The 15,414-nt window shown below is 62.3% G+C and carries 12 protein-coding genes; 3 read left to right on the top strand and 9 right to left on the bottom strand.

Translation table 11 applies throughout. The annotated features are described in order from the left end of the window. Nucleotides 1-11: 11 nt before the first annotated feature. The 9 genes from EJ079_RS14965 to EJ079_RS14925 form a co-directional block, all read right to left on the bottom strand. A complete protein-coding gene (locus EJ079_RS14965; protein ID WP_027037623.1) occupies nt 12-803 on the bottom strand; it encodes an ABC transporter permease in 792 nt (263 codons plus the stop codon). Continuing rightward, a complete protein-coding gene (locus tag EJ079_RS14960; RefSeq protein ID WP_023810098.1) occupies nt 800-1,714 on the bottom strand; it encodes an ABC transporter permease subunit in 915 nt (304 codons plus the stop codon). The genes EJ079_RS14965 and EJ079_RS14960 overlap by 4 nt, the downstream gene beginning before the upstream one ends. 63 nt (nt 1,715-1,777) lie before the next feature. Then, nucleotides 1,778-2,884: an ABC transporter substrate-binding protein gene (locus tag EJ079_RS14955; protein WP_127809372.1), complete on the bottom strand. Its 1,107-nt coding sequence runs from the start codon at nt 2,882-2,884 to the stop codon at nt 1,778-1,780. Between the two features lie 242 nt (nt 2,885-3,126). Then, nucleotides 3,127-4,299: an iron-containing alcohol dehydrogenase gene (locus EJ079_RS14950; protein ID WP_127809371.1), complete on the bottom strand. Its 1,173-nt coding sequence runs from the start codon at nt 4,297-4,299 to the stop codon at nt 3,127-3,129. A gap of 17 nt (nt 4,300-4,316) precedes the next feature. Next, nucleotides 4,317-5,702: an aldehyde dehydrogenase family protein gene (locus EJ079_RS14945; protein ID WP_127809370.1), complete on the bottom strand. Its 1,386-nt coding sequence runs from the start codon at nt 5,700-5,702 to the stop codon at nt 4,317-4,319. Nucleotides 5,703-5,719: 17 nt separating this feature from the next. Then, nucleotides 5,720-6,082, bottom strand: coding sequence for a hypothetical protein (locus EJ079_RS14940; RefSeq protein WP_127809369.1), 363 nt, complete (start codon nt 6,080-6,082; stop codon nt 5,720-5,722). A gap of 2 nt (nt 6,083-6,084) precedes the next feature. Next, entirely contained in the window at nt 6,085-7,455 is a 1,371-nt protein-coding gene (locus EJ079_RS14935) for a glutamine synthetase family protein (RefSeq protein ID WP_127809368.1), read from the bottom strand. A gap of 86 nt (nt 7,456-7,541) precedes the next feature. Further along, nucleotides 7,542-9,104 carry an amino acid permease gene (locus tag EJ079_RS14930; RefSeq protein WP_127809367.1) on the bottom strand — a complete coding sequence of 521 codons (1,563 nt, stop codon included), beginning with the start codon at nt 9,102-9,104 and terminating at the stop codon, nt 7,542-7,544. A gap of 21 nt (nt 9,105-9,125) precedes the next feature. Beyond that, nucleotides 9,126-9,944 (bottom strand): N-formylglutamate amidohydrolase, encoded by an 819-nt coding sequence (locus tag EJ079_RS14925; protein ID WP_127809366.1) that lies wholly within the window; start codon nt 9,942-9,944, stop codon nt 9,126-9,128. Nucleotides 9,945-10,087: 143 nt separating this feature from the next. Between EJ079_RS14925 and EJ079_RS14920 the strand changes: the two genes are divergently transcribed. From EJ079_RS14920 to EJ079_RS14910, 3 genes are all read left to right on the top strand, one after another. Continuing rightward, nucleotides 10,088-10,915: a MurR/RpiR family transcriptional regulator gene (locus tag EJ079_RS14920; RefSeq protein ID WP_127398961.1), complete on the top strand. Its 828-nt coding sequence runs from the start codon at nt 10,088-10,090 to the stop codon at nt 10,913-10,915. 193 nt (nt 10,916-11,108) lie between these two features. Then, nucleotides 11,109-12,272: an efflux RND transporter periplasmic adaptor subunit gene (locus tag EJ079_RS14915; protein WP_127809365.1), complete on the top strand. Its 1,164-nt coding sequence runs from the start codon at nt 11,109-11,111 to the stop codon at nt 12,270-12,272. Continuing rightward, complete coding sequence (locus EJ079_RS14910; RefSeq protein ID WP_127809364.1) at nt 12,269-15,400, top strand: efflux RND transporter permease subunit; 3,132 nt, start codon at nt 12,269-12,271, stop codon at nt 15,398-15,400. The genes EJ079_RS14915 and EJ079_RS14910 overlap by 4 nt, the downstream gene beginning before the upstream one ends. The last annotated feature ends 14 nt before the right edge of the window (nt 15,401-15,414 follow it).

Genomic DNA, 15,414 nt, shown 5'->3' with positions numbered 1-15,414 from the left:
GGTTCTCTCGATCAATTTGGGCGGTTCGCCGATTTCGGCGCGAAGCGGGACAGTATCTGGATCAGCGACATGCAGCCCCAGGTGATGGCGAAGGCGATGATGGCAAGTGCCGCCGGCTCATAGGCGCGGTTGGCGCCGATATTCTGCAGATAGGGGCCGAAGGCCGGCCGGTTGAGCAGGCTGGCCATGGTGAATTCGCCGATGACGATGGCGAAGGTGAGGAAGGCGCCCGAGAGCACCGCGATCAGCACGTTGGGCAGGATGACACGGGTGATGATCGTCCCCCAACCAGCACCAAGGATCTGTGCCGCCTCCGTCAGTGTGCGCACGTCGATGGTGCGAAGCCCGGTGTCGACGGCGCGATACATGTACGGCAGCGCCAGTGTTGCATAGCCGATGACCAGCAAGGCATTGGTGCCTGTATCGGTCGCCAGGAACGGCAGCGGCGAATTCGACCCGTACATTCTGATGTAGCCGAAGACGATGACGATGGCCGGAATGACCAGCGGCAGCAGGGTAATGAATTCGACGATCGGCCGCAATTGCGGCAGCCGAAGCCGAATCCAATAAGCGGCGGGCACCACGATCAGCACGCCGAGAATGATGGTGAAAACGGCGGCCAGTACCGAATAGCCGAAGGTGGCCTGGAAGCGGGCATCGCCCAACACGACCTTGTAGGCGTCGAAGGAGTACTCCCCGCGCCGCATGCGCATCGAGAACTCCACGGTCGCGATCAGCGGGATGAAAAAGTAGGCCGCGCCAAGAGCAAAGACGAGCCAGGCCCAGAACTTTCCCGACTTCATTTCAGCCACCTCTCGGAACGGGTCCGGAACCAGATGTAGAACACATTGGCAAGACCTGTGATGACGATCATGCCGAAGGCGATGGCATAACCGAGATGGGCATTGTGCAGCACATCTCCACGGATCTGTGCATAGAGCAAAATCGGCACGATGTTGAGCGACGAGCCGGTCAGCGCATAGGCGGTGGCGATGGCGCCGAAGGCGTTGGCGAACAACAGGATCACGGTGCCGAGGAAACTCGGCCAGATCACCGGAATGACCACCATGCGCCAGTACTGGGACATGGTCGCGCCCAGCGTCGCGGCAGCCTCGCCCCATTCCTTCTTCAGCCCGTCGATGGCCGGCACGATGATCACCACCATCAGCGGTATCTGGAAATAGACATAGGTCAGTGTCAGGCCCCAGAATGACAGGATGTTGAAGCCGTGTGCGTAGATGTTAAGGCCGAACACGGTGTTCAGGATCACCGTCGCAAGGCCGAGGCGGCCGAGCGTGGCGAGGAAGGCAAAGGCCAGCGGCACGCCGGCAAAATTGGAGGCCACGCCGGAAAAGGTCAGTGTCGCCGAACGTATCCAGTCCGGCAGGCCACCGCGCACGATGGCGATGGCAATCGCCAGGCCCGCAAATGCGCCAATCAGCGATGACGCAAGACTGATCTTGATCGAAATCCAGTAGGCGGCAACGATGGACGGTTGCGCCAGCGCTGCGATGTTCTCGAGCGTGAATTCGCCGGCATCGTTCTGGAATGCACCCAGCATCAGATAGAGCGTGGGCAGGATGAGGAACATGATGGCGAAGATGAAGAAAGGCGCGACACCAAGCCATTGTGTCGGCAGCCGCATGCTGCGTGCTTCGGCGGGAGGCGCAGTCTTCCCGGTAACAGCGTGGTCGGACAATGAGATATCGGTCATGCGCCGGCTACCGTCTTCGAGAGAAGGACCGGGCGGCCGCGAAGCCGCCCGGCATGGTGTGAGTTACTTCACGTTGGCGCCGACGACGGCATCCCAGTTCTTGGTGATGGCTTCCTTGGACTTGCCCTGCTCCTCGAGTGTCGGGAACACGGCGGACGCATAGGCTTCGGCCGGCGGCAGCTTGGCCAGGATGTCAGCCGGGATCTTGCCGTTCTTGGCGAGATCGTTGAAGCGGATCGGGTGGCAATAGCCTTTCAGCCAGCCGATCTGGCCTTCGTCCGAGTAGAGGTATTCGAGCCAGAGCTTGGCTGCATTCGGATGCGGCGCGTAGGCGCTGATCGCCTGCACGTAGACACCGGCGACAACACCGGTCTTCGGCACGACGACGTCGACGGGCGGATTGCCCTTCAGCGTGTCGCGGCCTGCGAGCGCGTTGTAGTCCCAGGTGACGAGGATCGGGGTCTGGCCCTGGGCGAGCGTCGCGGCCTTTCCGATGACCGGCACGAAATTGCCGGCGGCATTGAGCTTCTTGAAGAAGTCGAGGCCAGCGGTACCGGCAGCTTCACCAGCGGCGGCGCCTGACGACAGGCCGGCGGCATAAACCGCCTGGATCGCCTGGTTCGAGGCACGCGGATCACCGGCAAGGGCCACCGAGTTGGCGAATTCCGGCTTCAGCAGGTCGGCCCAGTCGGCCGGAGCTTCCTTGACGAGATCCTTGTTCACCTGGAAGGAAAGCACGCCGTAATAGTCGCCGGTCCAGAAACCTTCGGCATCCTTGGCGCTGTCGGGGATCGAGTCCCAGGTCGACACCTTGTAGGGCTGGATCAGGCCATCAGCCTTGGCGGTCGGGCCGAAGGACAGGCCGACGTCGATGACGTCGGGCGCCTGCGGGCCCTTGTTGTCCTTGTTGGCCTTGATCGCCTCGATCTCGTCGCCGGAACCGGCATCGGGATTGAGTTCGTTGACGGTGATTTCCGGATACTTCGCCTTGAAGCCTGCAATGACGTCGCCGTAGCCGCACCAGTCATGCGGCAACGCGATGGTGGTGAGCTGGCCTTCCGCCTTGGCGGCCTTGACGAGATCGTCCAGCGAATCCGCGGACGAAATCACCGTCGACGCGAAAAGCGCCGCGGCCGAAAGGGAAAGCACTTTCCCCGTGAATTTGAACATGTGTTCTCTCCGTTGAACTGACGCCGTTGGACGCCTGCGATGCGGTATCGTTTTCATGTGACAGCCAGATGAAAGCTTTGTGAAAGCGGCTGCTCGCAGTGCGAAAAAGTAAACTCTTTTTAACCTGATGTAGCAATCGCTCCGCGATTCTTTTTCCGGCTAATTAGTTTTTGCCTTGCCCGTCATCCTCCCCCTTGTTTTCATAGCCCCTTTTCAGATCACTTTGCGGCGCGGAAAACGCCTCAGATCGTGCCGGCGATGGCGTTTTCGAGCAAGGTCAGCGCCGCCTTCTTGGTCAGCTTGACCGGGTTGCCGCCGGCAGTCGGATCGACCACCGCCATATCGGCGATCAGCGTCTTACGCTTCTTGTCCATGTCGAGCCCCTTGATAAGGCCGGGCAGTGCATGCGGCACCTTCAGTTCCTTGCGAAGCTTGATGATGGCTTTGGCGAAGCCGTCAAAGCCGCCCTTGATGCCGCAATAGGCGGCGAGCCGGCCGATACGCTCCTCGATGGAGTCCCGGTTGAAGGCCAGAACATAGGGCATGAACACCGCGTTGGTCATGCCGTGATGGGTGTCGTAGAGCGCGCCGACCGGGTGCGACAGCGAATGGATGGCGCCGAGCCCTTTCTGGAAGGCGGTGGCGCCCATGGCGGCGGCGCTCATCATATGGGCGCGCGCAACGAGATCCCCGCCGTTGGCATAGGCCTTCGGCAGGTTCTCGAAGACCAACCTCACGCCTTCGACGGCGATGCCGTCGGCCATCGGATGGTAGCCGGGCGCGCAATAGGCTTCGAGGCAATGGGCCAGCGCATCCATGCCGGTACCGGCGGTGATGAAGCCCGGCATGCCGACCGAAAGCTCCGGATCGGCAATGACGATAGCCGGCAACAATTTGGGATGGAAGATGACCTTCTTGGTGTGCGTCGCCTCATTGGTGATGACGCCGGCGCGGCCGACCTCCGATCCGGTCCCGGCGGTGGTGGGCACGGCGATGATCGGCGCGATGGCATCCGAATTGGCGCGCGTCCACCAGTCGTCGACATCCTCGAAATCCCACACCGGCCTGACCTGCCCGGCCTGGAAGGCGATCAGCTTGCCGAGATCGAGCGCCGAGCCGCCGCCGAAGGCGATGACGCCGTCATGCTTGCCCTTCTTGAACACGGCGATGCCGGCGGTCAGGTTGGATTCGACCGGGTTCGGCCTGACCTCGGAGAAGACGCCGTAGGGAACCTTGGCGTCGTCGAGGATCTTCAGCGTCGAGGCGACGACCGGCAGTTTCGCCAGGCCCGGATCGGTGACGAACAGCGGCCGCTTGATGCCGGTGGCCGCCAACACATCGGGCAATTCCTTGATGCGCCCGGCGCCGAAGCGGACGGTGGTGGGGTAGTTCCATTTGGAGATCAGCTTGGACATTTTTGTCTTTCAATAAATCAGATGGCTTCGCGCAGATGGAATGACTTCGGTCTCGTCAGATTGTCGTAGCCGATGGCCGACAAGCCCGCACCCTTGCCGGTATCCTTGACGCCGGTCCAGACCAAGGCCGGGTCGAGGTAGTCGCAGCGGTTCATGAACACCGTGCCGGTCTCGACGCGGTTGCCGATCGCCACCGCGTGCTCGGTATCGCGCGTCCAGATCGAAGCGGTCAGTCCGTAAGGACTGTCATTCATCAGCGCGATTGCCTCTTCGTCGTTGCGCACCTTCATGATGCCGACGATCGGGCCAAAGCTTTCCTCGCGCATGACGCTCATCTGATGATCGACGTTGGTCAGCACTTCCGGCGCCAGATAGGGCGAACCGGCCTTGTCGTTAGCCACCTTCATGTTGATGTGCGCCTTGGCGCCCTTGCGCAGCGCCTCGGCCTTCTGTTCACGGATCAGGTCGGCGAAGCGCGCCTGCGCCATCGGCCCCATCGTCGTCGCCTGGTCGAGCGGATTGCCGACGACGTAGTTCTTGGTCTCGGCGATGAAGCCTTCGACGAATTCGTCATAGACCTTTTCGTGCACATAGACGCGTTCGATGCCGCAGCAGCACTGACCGGAATTGTAGAAGGCGCCATCGACCAGATTGGCGACCGCATGATCCATCTTGGCGTCCGGCAGCACATAGGCCGGATCCTTGCCGCCAAGCTCGAGGCCGAGCGTCATAAAGGTGCCGGCCGCCGCCTTTTCGATGGCGCGGCCACCGCCGACCGAGCCGGTGAAATTGACATGGTCGATCTTGCCCGAGCCGAGCAGTTTTTCGGTCTGGGCATGGTTGAGCACGACATTCTGAAACACGCCCTTGGGTAGGCCCACTCTGTCGAAGGCCTGTTGGAAGCGCTCGCCGACCAGCAGCGTCTGCGCCGCGTGCTTGAGGATGACGGTGTTGCCGGCCATCAGCGCCGGCACGATGGTGTTGACGGCGGTGAGGTAAGGATAATTCCACGGAGCGATCACCATGACCACTCCGAGCGGATCCTTCTTCACGTAGCGGCGGAATCCGTCCTTCGGGTTGGAGGCTGGCACGGACTTGAGGGCCTGCTCGGCGATCTCGACCATGTAGTTGGTGCGTTCCTTGACGCCACCGAACTCGCCGCCATAGCGCACGGGCCGGCCCATCTGCCAGGCAATCTCCGGCACGATCTCGTCGGTCATCGCCACCAGAGCTTCTAGCATGGCAAGCATATACTTGCCGCGCTCGACGATCGGCGTCTCGGCCCACTTCTCCTGCGCCGCCTTGGCGCGTTCGACTGCGGCATTGATTGCCTGGTCGGTCGCGATCGGCCGCTCGGCATAGATCGAGCCATCGACGGGGGTAATGAGTTTTACGGTTTCCAATTAAACGCTCCTGAACTTCATTCTTCCAACACAGCTGTCGTGCCGAACCAGACGTCTCCAATGTCTGGATCGCGCATACCTTTCGATAGCCAAACTTTCACGACAGTCTCGATTATCTCTTCTGGTCCTGTTCCGTACTTCTGCTCCGCGACCCAGATCTTGTCCCGGCCGGTTATCGGGCTTGCTCCCTTTGCCAGCAGGCCTTTGAGAACCGTCCTGGTGAACGTCTCAATATCCTCGCCGTCGAGACCGAATTCGTGCCTTCCGACAGGAATAATCTGCCATAGGCCGACCGCATCGACATCCAGTTCGTTTGGAGCAAGCGCAACCCATTCTGCTGCCGATATCTCGTGGCTGCGATGGCGCTTGTTCCAGTCCATCTCTAGTACCGTTCGAACCCTCTGTGCAGTTCCCAATCCGTGATGCGGCGGTCGTATTCGAACTGCTCCCACTTGGCCGTGTGGACATAGTGTTCGAGCACGTCTTCGCCGAGCGCCTGCTTCAGCATCTTCGACTTCGCCAGCGTCTCGGTGGCATCACGCAGCGTCTTCGGGATCTCCGGCAGACGAGACGCCTGATAGGCATCGCCGACGAACGGCTTCTGCAATTCCAACTTCTCGTCGATGCCGGCAAGACCGGCGGCGATCAGCGCTGCGAAAGCAAGATACGGGTTCAGATCGGCGCCGCCGATGCGGCATTCCATGCGGATGCCCTTGGTGCCCTCGCCGCACAGGCGGAAGCCCGCGGTGCGGTTGTCCTCACTCCACATGATCTTGGTCGGCGCGAAAGTGCCTGCCTGAAAGCGCTTGTAGGAGTTGATGTAGGGAGCCAGGAACCAGGTGAATTCCTTGGCGTATTTGAGCTGGCCGGCGGCCCATTGCTGGCCGAGCGTCGACAGCGTCCAGTCGGCCTTTTTGTCGAAGAACAATGGCGTCTTGCCGTCGGCGCTCCACAGCGAATTGTGGATATGGCTGGAATTGCCGGCGAGCCCATAATTGTACTTGGACATGAAGGAAATCGCCTTGCCCTCGGACTCGGCGATTTCCTTGGCGCCGTTCTTCAGGATGACGTGGCGGTCGGCCATGTCGAGCGCCTCGGCATAGCGCACATTGATCTCTTCCTGGCCCGGACCCCATTCGCCCTTGGAATTCTCGATCGGAATGCCGGCCGCTTCCATCTCGTTGCGAAGCCGGCGCATCACGCCCTCTTCCTTGGTGGTGATGCCGATCTGGTAGTCGCCGATATAGGGCGAAGCCGTATCGAGACCTTGCCAGTGCTTCTTGCGGGCGGAATCGTAGGTCTCGTTGAACAGGTAGAATTCGAGCTCGGAAGCGAAATAACCGATATAGCCGCGCTCCGTCAGCCGCTTGACCTGCTTCTTGAGGATGGCGCGCGGCGAGTGCAGCAGGTCGTCATGCGTGTGGTGGTCGAGCACGTCGCAGATCACCAGTGCGGTCTTTTCCAGCCAGGGAATGCGCCGCAGCGTGGCGAGATCCGGCTTCATGACGAAGTCGCCATAGCCCTTCGACCAGCTCGCCGCCTTGTAGCCGGGCACCGGTTCCATATCGATGTCGGCGGCCAGCAGATAGTTGCAGCCATGCGTTTCGTCATGCGCGGAATCGACGAAGTACTGTGCCAGGAAGCGTTTTCCCGCCAGCCGGCCCTGCATGTCGACGATGCAGGCCAGCACGGTGTCGATCTCACCGCTTGAGACCGCCTTCTTCAACTGATCGAACGAAAAATTTCCGGCCATTCCTTTGGCACTCCAGCGCTTGTCGATTGAAAGGGAAAACGCAGCCATGGCCGGCGCGAGGCCGGCCATGGCCACAAAGGGCGATATCAGGCGCCAGCTTCGCCGATAGCCACCTCGGCTGCCTTGATCGCGGCCTGGCGCTTGGCAATCTGGTCACCGATCGGCGGACCCTGGAAGCGACGGTTCTCGAAACCGAACCAAAGCAGGGCGGTCAGCACGATGAAGCCTATGGTGATGTAAAGCACCTTGTCGTTCGGCGGCTGGATGGCGATGTAGAAGATGATTACCATGCCGACGATCGATAGCGCGCAGAACAGCTTGAACAGCCCAGCGCCGAGATTCCACGGGCCTGGAGTCGGCCATTTCGCCGTTCCGAAAGCCAGCATGCCGAGCACGATCGGGATGATGAACGACAGGAACAGGAACACCAGCGTCGAATTGACGACGATGGTGTAGATGTTGGTGCCGCCGATCGAAATGAACTGGGCAAGGAACACATAAAGGATCTCGAGGATCGCGGCCGTCCAGATCGCATTGACCGGCGTGCGCCAGGTCGGGTTGACCTTGGCGAGCGAAGCCGAACCGATCGGCATGCCGCCGTCGCGAGAGAAGGCAAACAGCATGCGCGAGGCCGACGTCACTGTGGCGAGGCCGCAGAGGAATTGCGAGATCAGGATCGCCAGATAAAGCAGTTCCTTCAGCCACACCGGCAGGATCGCGTCCATGGTCGAGAAGAACACGCTCCAGCCCTGCTTGGCGCCGGCCGCCAGGTCTGGGATGGCCAGAACGATCGCACACAGCATCACCCAGCCGATCAGCGACGACCAGAGCACGGACGAAACGATCGCGCGCGGAACCGAGTGTGCCGCCTTGAGGGTCTCTTCGGAGGTATGTGCCGACGCGTCATAGCCGGTGATGGTGTACACCGGCAGCAGCAGGCAGAGCAGGAACAGGTAGCTCATGGAGTCGGTTTGCGGAAAAACACCGCCGCCCGCATCGCCTGAATAGTTGGTGAACGTCCACAGCCGGCTGATGTCGATTGCCGGTGCGAACACCAGGCAGGCCACGATCAGCACTGCTGTTGCGCCCAGAATAAGAAAGCCCGAAGCATCGGTGAGCATTGCCGTCAGTTTGATGCCGAAATGGTTGAACAGCGCCTGCAGCACGGTGATGAAGGCGACGAACCCGACGATTTCGCCCGGCGTGCCAGTGATGCCAAACCAGCTGCCGAACGTTCCGACAAAGAAGAACGCAGTGCCGATATTGATCGCGCCGAGCACGGTGATCAGGCCGAACAGGTTGAGCCAGGCGGTGAGCCAGCCGGTGAAACGGTTGCCGAGGATCGACGCCCAATGATAAAGGCCACCGGCGGTCGGGAATGCCGAGGCGATCTGCGCCATGGCGAGCGCAAAAAATCCGGAAACGGCGCAGCCGACGATCCAGCCGATGCCGGCGCCCGCGCCGCCGATCGACGACGTCGCCTGCGCGAATGAATTGATGCCACCCGACAGGATGCAGATGATCGAAAATGAGATGGCGAAATTCGAGAAGCGGCTCATGCTTCGCGACAGTTCCTGGGCATAACCCATTCCGTGGAGGACCTTCAGATCCTCCTTCTTGTCGACATCCGAATAGTCTTGCGCTGACATTTTTGTCCCCTTTTTAAGTTCTTAGCTGGCCGATTGAACTGACTTTCCCATTGCACGTTGTCGGGAGCCCCTGGCCTCCTCGGGCTCCAGATCCAGAAAAATGCCCGTGAGCAGATCCGCCCATTTCCGCTGCCCGGTCTCGCCGGCGATTTCGTCGTTGCGGATTTCGATCATCGCGCAGAGCAAGCCGCGCGAGCGCGCATGCCGTTCCAGCGTGAAATAGACACGGTCGGCCGGCGAATAGGGCTCGTTGACGCCGACGGTGACGCCGGCAAGCCGCTTCAGCGCTGATATCAGCGGTGCCGCCAGCCGGCGATCCTCGTCATGGATGATGCCTATATGCCAGGGCCGGTTGCGTCCCTTGTAGACCGGCGTGAAGGAATGCACCGAAACCAGGCGGGTCGCCTGTCCACGCGCCAGCCGGTCATCGACAATCTGCTCGATGGTGGCATGAAACGGCTGCCACGACAGGGCGACACGGGCCGCACGCTCACTTTCCGACAGGCCGGCATTGCCCGGTATGGCTGTAGTCTCGCTGACCGGCGGTACCAGGTCGGGCGCGTCGAGCGGCCGGTTGCAGTCGACAACGAGACGCGAAATACGGGTTTCGACCAGCGTCGCGTCGAGCGCCTCGGCCATGCGCAGCGCTACCGGCAGCGCGCCTGGATCCCAGGCGATGTGGCGGGAGAGGTCCTCGGCGGCAAGGCCGAGCGTGCCGAATTCGGCGGGCAGGAAGTTCGAGGCGTGATCGCAGGTCAGCACGAAAGGGCTCGATCCGCCGGGGTTCGTCACCCTCACGGTATCAGACGATGCAAGGCTGGCGGGCCGTGCTTTCTCCATAGTCTGCCGTCCCCGGGGAGCGCTGTATCGTATGTTACGTATTTTGCCTCATTGCGTCCCTGTGGATGATTTCATACAGTTTGTCCGGCTTTGTCAAATGCGATTTCGGAAAAGACCGTCGACCGAGCCAGGGTGGGGAAAACATGATTTCCAGCATTGCCGAACTGATCGCCGACCGTATCGGCGCGATGCCGGCCAGCGAACGGCGCGCGGCCCAGACGCTGATCGCCAACTATCCGATGATCGGCCTGAAGACGGTCGCCGAATTTTCGGCCGCGGCCGGCGTCTCCTCGCCGACGATCTTGCGTTTCGTCGCCCGGCTCGGCTTCCAGAATTATCCGGAATTCCAGTCGAGCCTGCAGGACGAGCTGGCCGCGCAACTGCAATCGCCGGCAACAAGGACGCTCAACCCGCCCTCGCCCGGCGGCGGCACGGTGTCGCCGATGCTGGAAGCGACGCTCGACAATATGCGCGAGACGTTCAGACACCTCTCCGACAGGCAGCTTGCCGACATCGCCGCCCGGCTCGCCGACCGGCGCGGCAAGACCTTCCTGATCGGCGGTCGCTTCACCGATCCGCTGGCGCGCTACATGGCCGCCCACCTCGCCGTCATCCAGCCGGATGTCTTTCACCTCGCCGGGCAGGAGAGCATGTGGCGCGACCGGCTGATCGACATGGGCAAGCGCGACGTGCTGGTGATCTTCGACATCAGGCGCTACCAGGACAGCCTCGTCCGCTTCGCCGAGAAGGCGCATCAGCGTGGCGTCCAGATCGTGCTGTTCACCGACCAGTGGCTGTCGCCGATCGCCCGCTTTGCTCGTCATGTTATCGCCGGACGAACCGCGGTGCCGTCGGCATGGGACTCTTCGGCTGCCCTTTTCGTTGTCGCCGAAACGCTGATCGGCGCCGTCACCAGGCAACTGGAAGCAGAAGGCGCCAAACGCATTCGCGAGATGGAAAGTCTGCGTTAGTGCCTGTGCGACGATCCAAAGCGTTACGCATATTTTCTCAAAGGTTACATATATTTAATGTGCGCAGCCCCCGGAGAATTGTCATAAAGACGCGATATCGAGGCGGCTTCTTTGCCTTACAATAGCCTCGCTGCGTCTGCTTCATTTCGGGAAACCGGTAGACGGAAGGATTGTTTTACCAACCGGAGTGCCGATGGCCGCCTGGAAACAGATACTTTTTGCACTCTTGGTGCTGGTGGTGGCGGCAGCCGCCTGGCTGCGCTTTTATCCCGGCGCGCCGGACGTGCTGGCACGCTGGGGCATCGACTGGGCCTCCGCGGCAACGCCCCCGGCTGAGACCGGCACCGCCAACGCGAAGCAGGCAAACGGCCGTAATGGCGGCAACCAGCGGGTGAACGTGGTCGCCCTTGCGGCCACTTCGGCTGTTATCAACGATCGCCTGCAGGCAATCGGCACCGGCCGTGCCAACGCCTCGGTGACCGTCAATCCCTACAGCTCCGGCCGCCTCGCCGAACTGCTGGTCGCATCCGGCAGCCATGTCGATAAGGGACAGATCCTCGCCACCCTGGATTCCGAGACCGAAGTGATCTCTCAGGACCGCGCCAAGCTCGCCTTGCAGGATGCGCAGGCCAAACTCGACCGCGTCAGGTCGCTTCGTGCCTCCAATGCCGCGACACCAGTCGCAGTGGCCGATGCCGAAGTGGTCTTGGCCGGCGCCAAGCTGGCGCTTCAGGATGCGGAACTGGCGCTGCAGCGCCGGTCGATACTGGCACCGATCGCTGGCACTGTCGGCATCCTGCCGATCTCGGCCGGCAATTATGTCACCAACCAGTCGGCCATTGCCACGCTCGACGACCGGTCCTCGATCCTGGTCGATTTCCTGGTGCCCGAGCGCTTCGCTGCCGCCGTCAAGGTCGGCGCACAATTGACGGCGACGCCGATCGCCAATCCCAGCAACGCTTATAGCGGCACCGTTTCGGCCATCGACAACCACATCGATGAAAAGAGCCGCACCCTGCTGGTCAAGGCCAAGATCGCCAACCCTGCGGATTCGTTGCGCGCCGGCATGTCGTTCGGCATCACCATGAAATTTCCGGGGCAAATCTATCCGGCCGTCAGCCCGCTGGCGATCCTGTGGGGGTCGGACGGCGCCTATGTCTGGCAGATCGAGGATGGCAAGGCCAGGCGGGTCCCGGTGCGCATCATACAGCGCAACACCGAGACCGTGCTGATCGACGCCGAGATCGACAATGGCGACATGGTGGTCACAGAGGGCACCCAGAGCGTCAGCGAGGGCGGTGCGGTCCGCCTTGCCGGCGAAGAGCAGCGCGCCGCGGACGCCGCCGCAGGCACATGACCAGCCCCGCCAACACTGCCAGCGAGACCGGCTTCACCGCCCTGTTCATCCGCAGGCCGGTGATGGCCTTCGTGCTGAACACACTGATTGCGGTCGCCGGCCTGGCCGCCTTCTACGGCGTCGAGATCCGCGAACTGCCTGATGTCGATCGCGCGGTCGTCACCGTTTCCACCACCTTCGAGGGCGCGGCGGCCGAGACCGTCGATCGCGAGTTGACCGACACCATCGAGGGCGCCGTCGCCCGCGTCTCCGGCGTCAAGTCGATCTCGTCGTCTTCCTCATTCGGCTCAAGCCGCGTCACCATCGAGTTCAACGATGGCGTCGATCTGAATGTCGCCGCCTCGGACGTGCGTGATGCCGTCGGCCGCGTCGCCAACCAGATGCCGGACACCGCCGATCCGCCGCGCATCGTCAAGGCCGACGCCAATTCCGACCCGGTGATGCGGCTGGCGGTGACCTCGGGCAACATGTCGATCCAGGACATGACCGTGGTGGTCCAGGACCAGATCGAGGACGAGTTGGCCGCCGTGCCCGGCGTTGCCGACGTCCAGGTCTATGGCGACCGCGACAAGATCTTCCGCATCGACGTCGATCAGAACAAGCTGGCCAGCCTCGGCTTCACGGTTGCCGACCTCAGGGCCGCCCTTGCCTCGGTCGCCTTCGATTCCCCTGCCGGTTCGATCACCACGACCAACCAGGACCTGATCGTCCGCACGACTGCCGACGTCACCACGCCGGGAGAGTTCGAAAACATCATCGTCGGAGGCACGACGCGCATCCGCGACGTCGCCACCGTCACGCTCGGCCCCGATGTCGGCCAGACCACATTGCGCTCGGATGGCAAGACGGGCATCGGCATCGGCATCATCCGCCAGGCGGAATCGAACACGTTGGACATCTCGACCGGCGTCCAGTCCGCCGTCGCCAAGTTGCAGGAAAACCTACCCAAGGGCATGTCGATCAAGATCACCAGCGACGACGCGGTCTTCGTCAAGGGCGCGGTGCACGAGGTCGAGATCGCGCTCGGCCTGTCCGTCACAATGGTGCTGATCGTCATCTATGTGTTTCTCCTCGACTGGCGCGCGACGCTGATCCCCGGCCTGGCGATGCCGGTCGCCATGATCGGCACCATCGCCGCCATCTATCTGGCCGGCTTCTCGGTCAACATCCTGACCCTGCTCGCGCTGGTGCTGGCGACCGGCCTGGTCGTCGACGACGCCATCGTCGTGCTCGAAAACATCGTGCGACGACGCAACGAAGGCATGGGACCGCGTGCGGCCGCTGTGCTTGGCGCGCAGGAAGTGTTCTTTGCCGTTATTGCCACCACCTTGACGCTGGTCGCCGTCTTCGTGCCGATTTCGTTCCTGCCCGGCCAGACTGGCGGCTTGTTCCGCGAATTCGGCTTCGTGCTTGCCATGTCGGTGCTCTTGTCCTGCGTGGTCGCGTTGACGCTGTGCCCGATGCTCGCCTCGCGCATGCTGACCGGCGCATCGCTCCACCACGAAGTTGGCCATGGCATCGGCGCCCGCATCGGCGGCGCGCTCAATACGGCCTACAAGCGCAGCCTGCATGCGTGCCTCGACGCGCCATGGATCGTGCTTCTAGTCGCGGTGCTGTTTGCCGGCACAGCCTTTACTCTGTTCGGCACCATCCGCCAGGAACTGACGCCGACCGAGGACCGCGCTGCCGTGCTTCTGCGCATCAGCGCCCCGCAAGGCGTCAGCCTCGACTACACAACGCAGCAGATGCAGAAGATCGAGAGACTGATCCAGCCGATGCGCGATTCCGGCGAGATCCGCAGCACTTTCGAGAACGCCGGCCAGAACGGCTCCTACAACTCCGGCTTCATGGTGATGACGCTGGCGCCGTGGAACGAGCGCAGCCGCAGCCAGCAGGAGATCATGGCCGAGATCAGCCAGCTGACCAGGCAGGTGCCGAGCGTGCGTATCTTCCCGGTGCAGCCCAACAGCCTCGGTATCCGTGGCGCCGGCAACGGCCTGCAGTTCGCATTGGTCGGCAACGACCGCAAGGCGCTCGGCGATGCCGCCGTGAAGATCATCGCCGAGATGCAGAAGGACCCGCGCTTCCAGACACCGCGCCTGTCCATCGACCCGACGCAGCCGCAGCTCGCCGTGGCCATCGACCGCGAGCGGGCCTCCGACCTCGGCATCGACATATCAGGACTGGCCAACACCTTGCAGGCCATGCTCGACGGCAACGACGTCGTCGACGTCTACATCGCCGACCGCAGCTACGGCGTGAAGCTGGTCTCGACCACCAATCCGATCAACGATCCGACGGATCTGGAAAACATCTTTCTGAAAACAGCCGACGGACGTTTCGTGCCGATGTCGACCATCGCCACGCTGACCGAACGCGCCGTGCCGCCGTCGCTGTCGCGCGAACAGCAGCAGCCCTCGGTCGCAATCACGTCCAACCTCAGCGGCGACTTAGCGCTTGGCGATGCGCTCACCCGCGCCGAGCAAATCGCCACGCCGCTGCTGCCGCCAGGCAGCCGCATCCTGCCGCTGGCCGAGGCGGCGACGCTGGGCGAGACCAACAGCGCCATGGTCACCATTTTCGGCTTCGCGCTGGTCATCATCCTTTTGGTGCTGGCCGCCCAGTTCGAAAGTTTTGTCAGCGCCGTCATCATCATGGCGACGGTGCCGCTAGGGCTGGCCTGTGCGATTTTCGCGCTTCTCCTCTCGGGCACCAGTCTCAACGCCTACAGCCAGATCGGCCTGGTGCTTTTGGTCGGCGTCATGGCCAAGAACGGCATCCTGATCGTCGAATTCGCCAACCAGTTGCGCGACCGCGGGCTTGGCGTGCGCGAGGCGATCGAACAGGCCTCGATCATCCGCGTGCGGCCGGTGATGATGACGATGATCTGCACCGTGCTCGGCGGCCTGCCGCTGGTGCTGGCGAGCGGCGCCGGTGCCGAGGCGCGCGTCGCGCTCGGCTGGGTCATCGTCGGCGGCCTGGGGCTGGCCACCGTCTCGACGCTGTTCCTGACGCCGGTCGCCTATCTCCTGCTTGGCCGCTTCGTCACGCCGAAGACCCACGAGGAAGCCCGACTGAAGCGCGAGTTGGAGGAAGCCGCCTACACCAATGTGGAGCCGGCTGAATAGAAATCCCAGGAAAA

Source organism: Mesorhizobium sp. M7A.F.Ce.TU.012.03.2.1 (assembly GCF_004006095.1).
Taxonomy (GTDB): domain Bacteria; phylum Pseudomonadota; class Alphaproteobacteria; order Rhizobiales; family Rhizobiaceae; genus Mesorhizobium.
The sequence above is the reverse complement of the archived record's forward strand: the minus strand, read 5'-3'. Positions and strand labels throughout refer to the sequence as shown.

Excerpts from the sequence above, each read along its gene's own strand:
- EJ079_RS14920 (WP_127398961.1), top strand. The coding sequence starts at position 10,088 with ATGATTTCCAGCATTGCCGAACTGATCGCCGACCGTATCGGCGCGATG.
- EJ079_RS14930 (WP_127809367.1), bottom strand. The coding sequence starts at position 9,104 with ATGTCAGCGCAAGACTATTCGGATGTCGACAAGAAGGAGGATCTGAAG.
- EJ079_RS14915 (WP_127809365.1), top strand. The coding sequence starts at position 11,109 with ATGGCCGCCTGGAAACAGATACTTTTTGCACTCTTGGTGCTGGTGGTG.
- EJ079_RS14935 (WP_127809368.1), bottom strand. The coding sequence starts at position 7,455 with ATGGCCGGAAATTTTTCGTTCGATCAGTTGAAGAAGGCGGTCTCAAGC.
- EJ079_RS14965 (WP_027037623.1), bottom strand. The coding sequence starts at position 803 with ATGAAGTCGGGAAAGTTCTGGGCCTGGCTCGTCTTTGCTCTTGGCGCG.
- EJ079_RS14950 (WP_127809371.1), bottom strand. The coding sequence starts at position 4,299 with ATGTCCAAGCTGATCTCCAAATGGAACTACCCCACCACCGTCCGCTTC.
- EJ079_RS14960 (WP_023810098.1), bottom strand. The coding sequence starts at position 1,714 with ATGACCGATATCTCATTGTCCGACCACGCTGTTACCGGGAAGACTGCG.
- EJ079_RS14940 (WP_127809369.1), bottom strand. The coding sequence starts at position 6,082 with ATGGACTGGAACAAGCGCCATCGCAGCCACGAGATATCGGCAGCAGAA.
- EJ079_RS14910 (WP_127809364.1), top strand. The coding sequence starts at position 12,269 with ATGACCAGCCCCGCCAACACTGCCAGCGAGACCGGCTTCACCGCCCTG.
- EJ079_RS14925 (WP_127809366.1), bottom strand. The coding sequence starts at position 9,944 with ATGGAGAAAGCACGGCCCGCCAGCCTTGCATCGTCTGATACCGTGAGG.
- EJ079_RS14955 (WP_127809372.1), bottom strand. The coding sequence starts at position 2,884 with ATGTTCAAATTCACGGGGAAAGTGCTTTCCCTTTCGGCCGCGGCGCTT.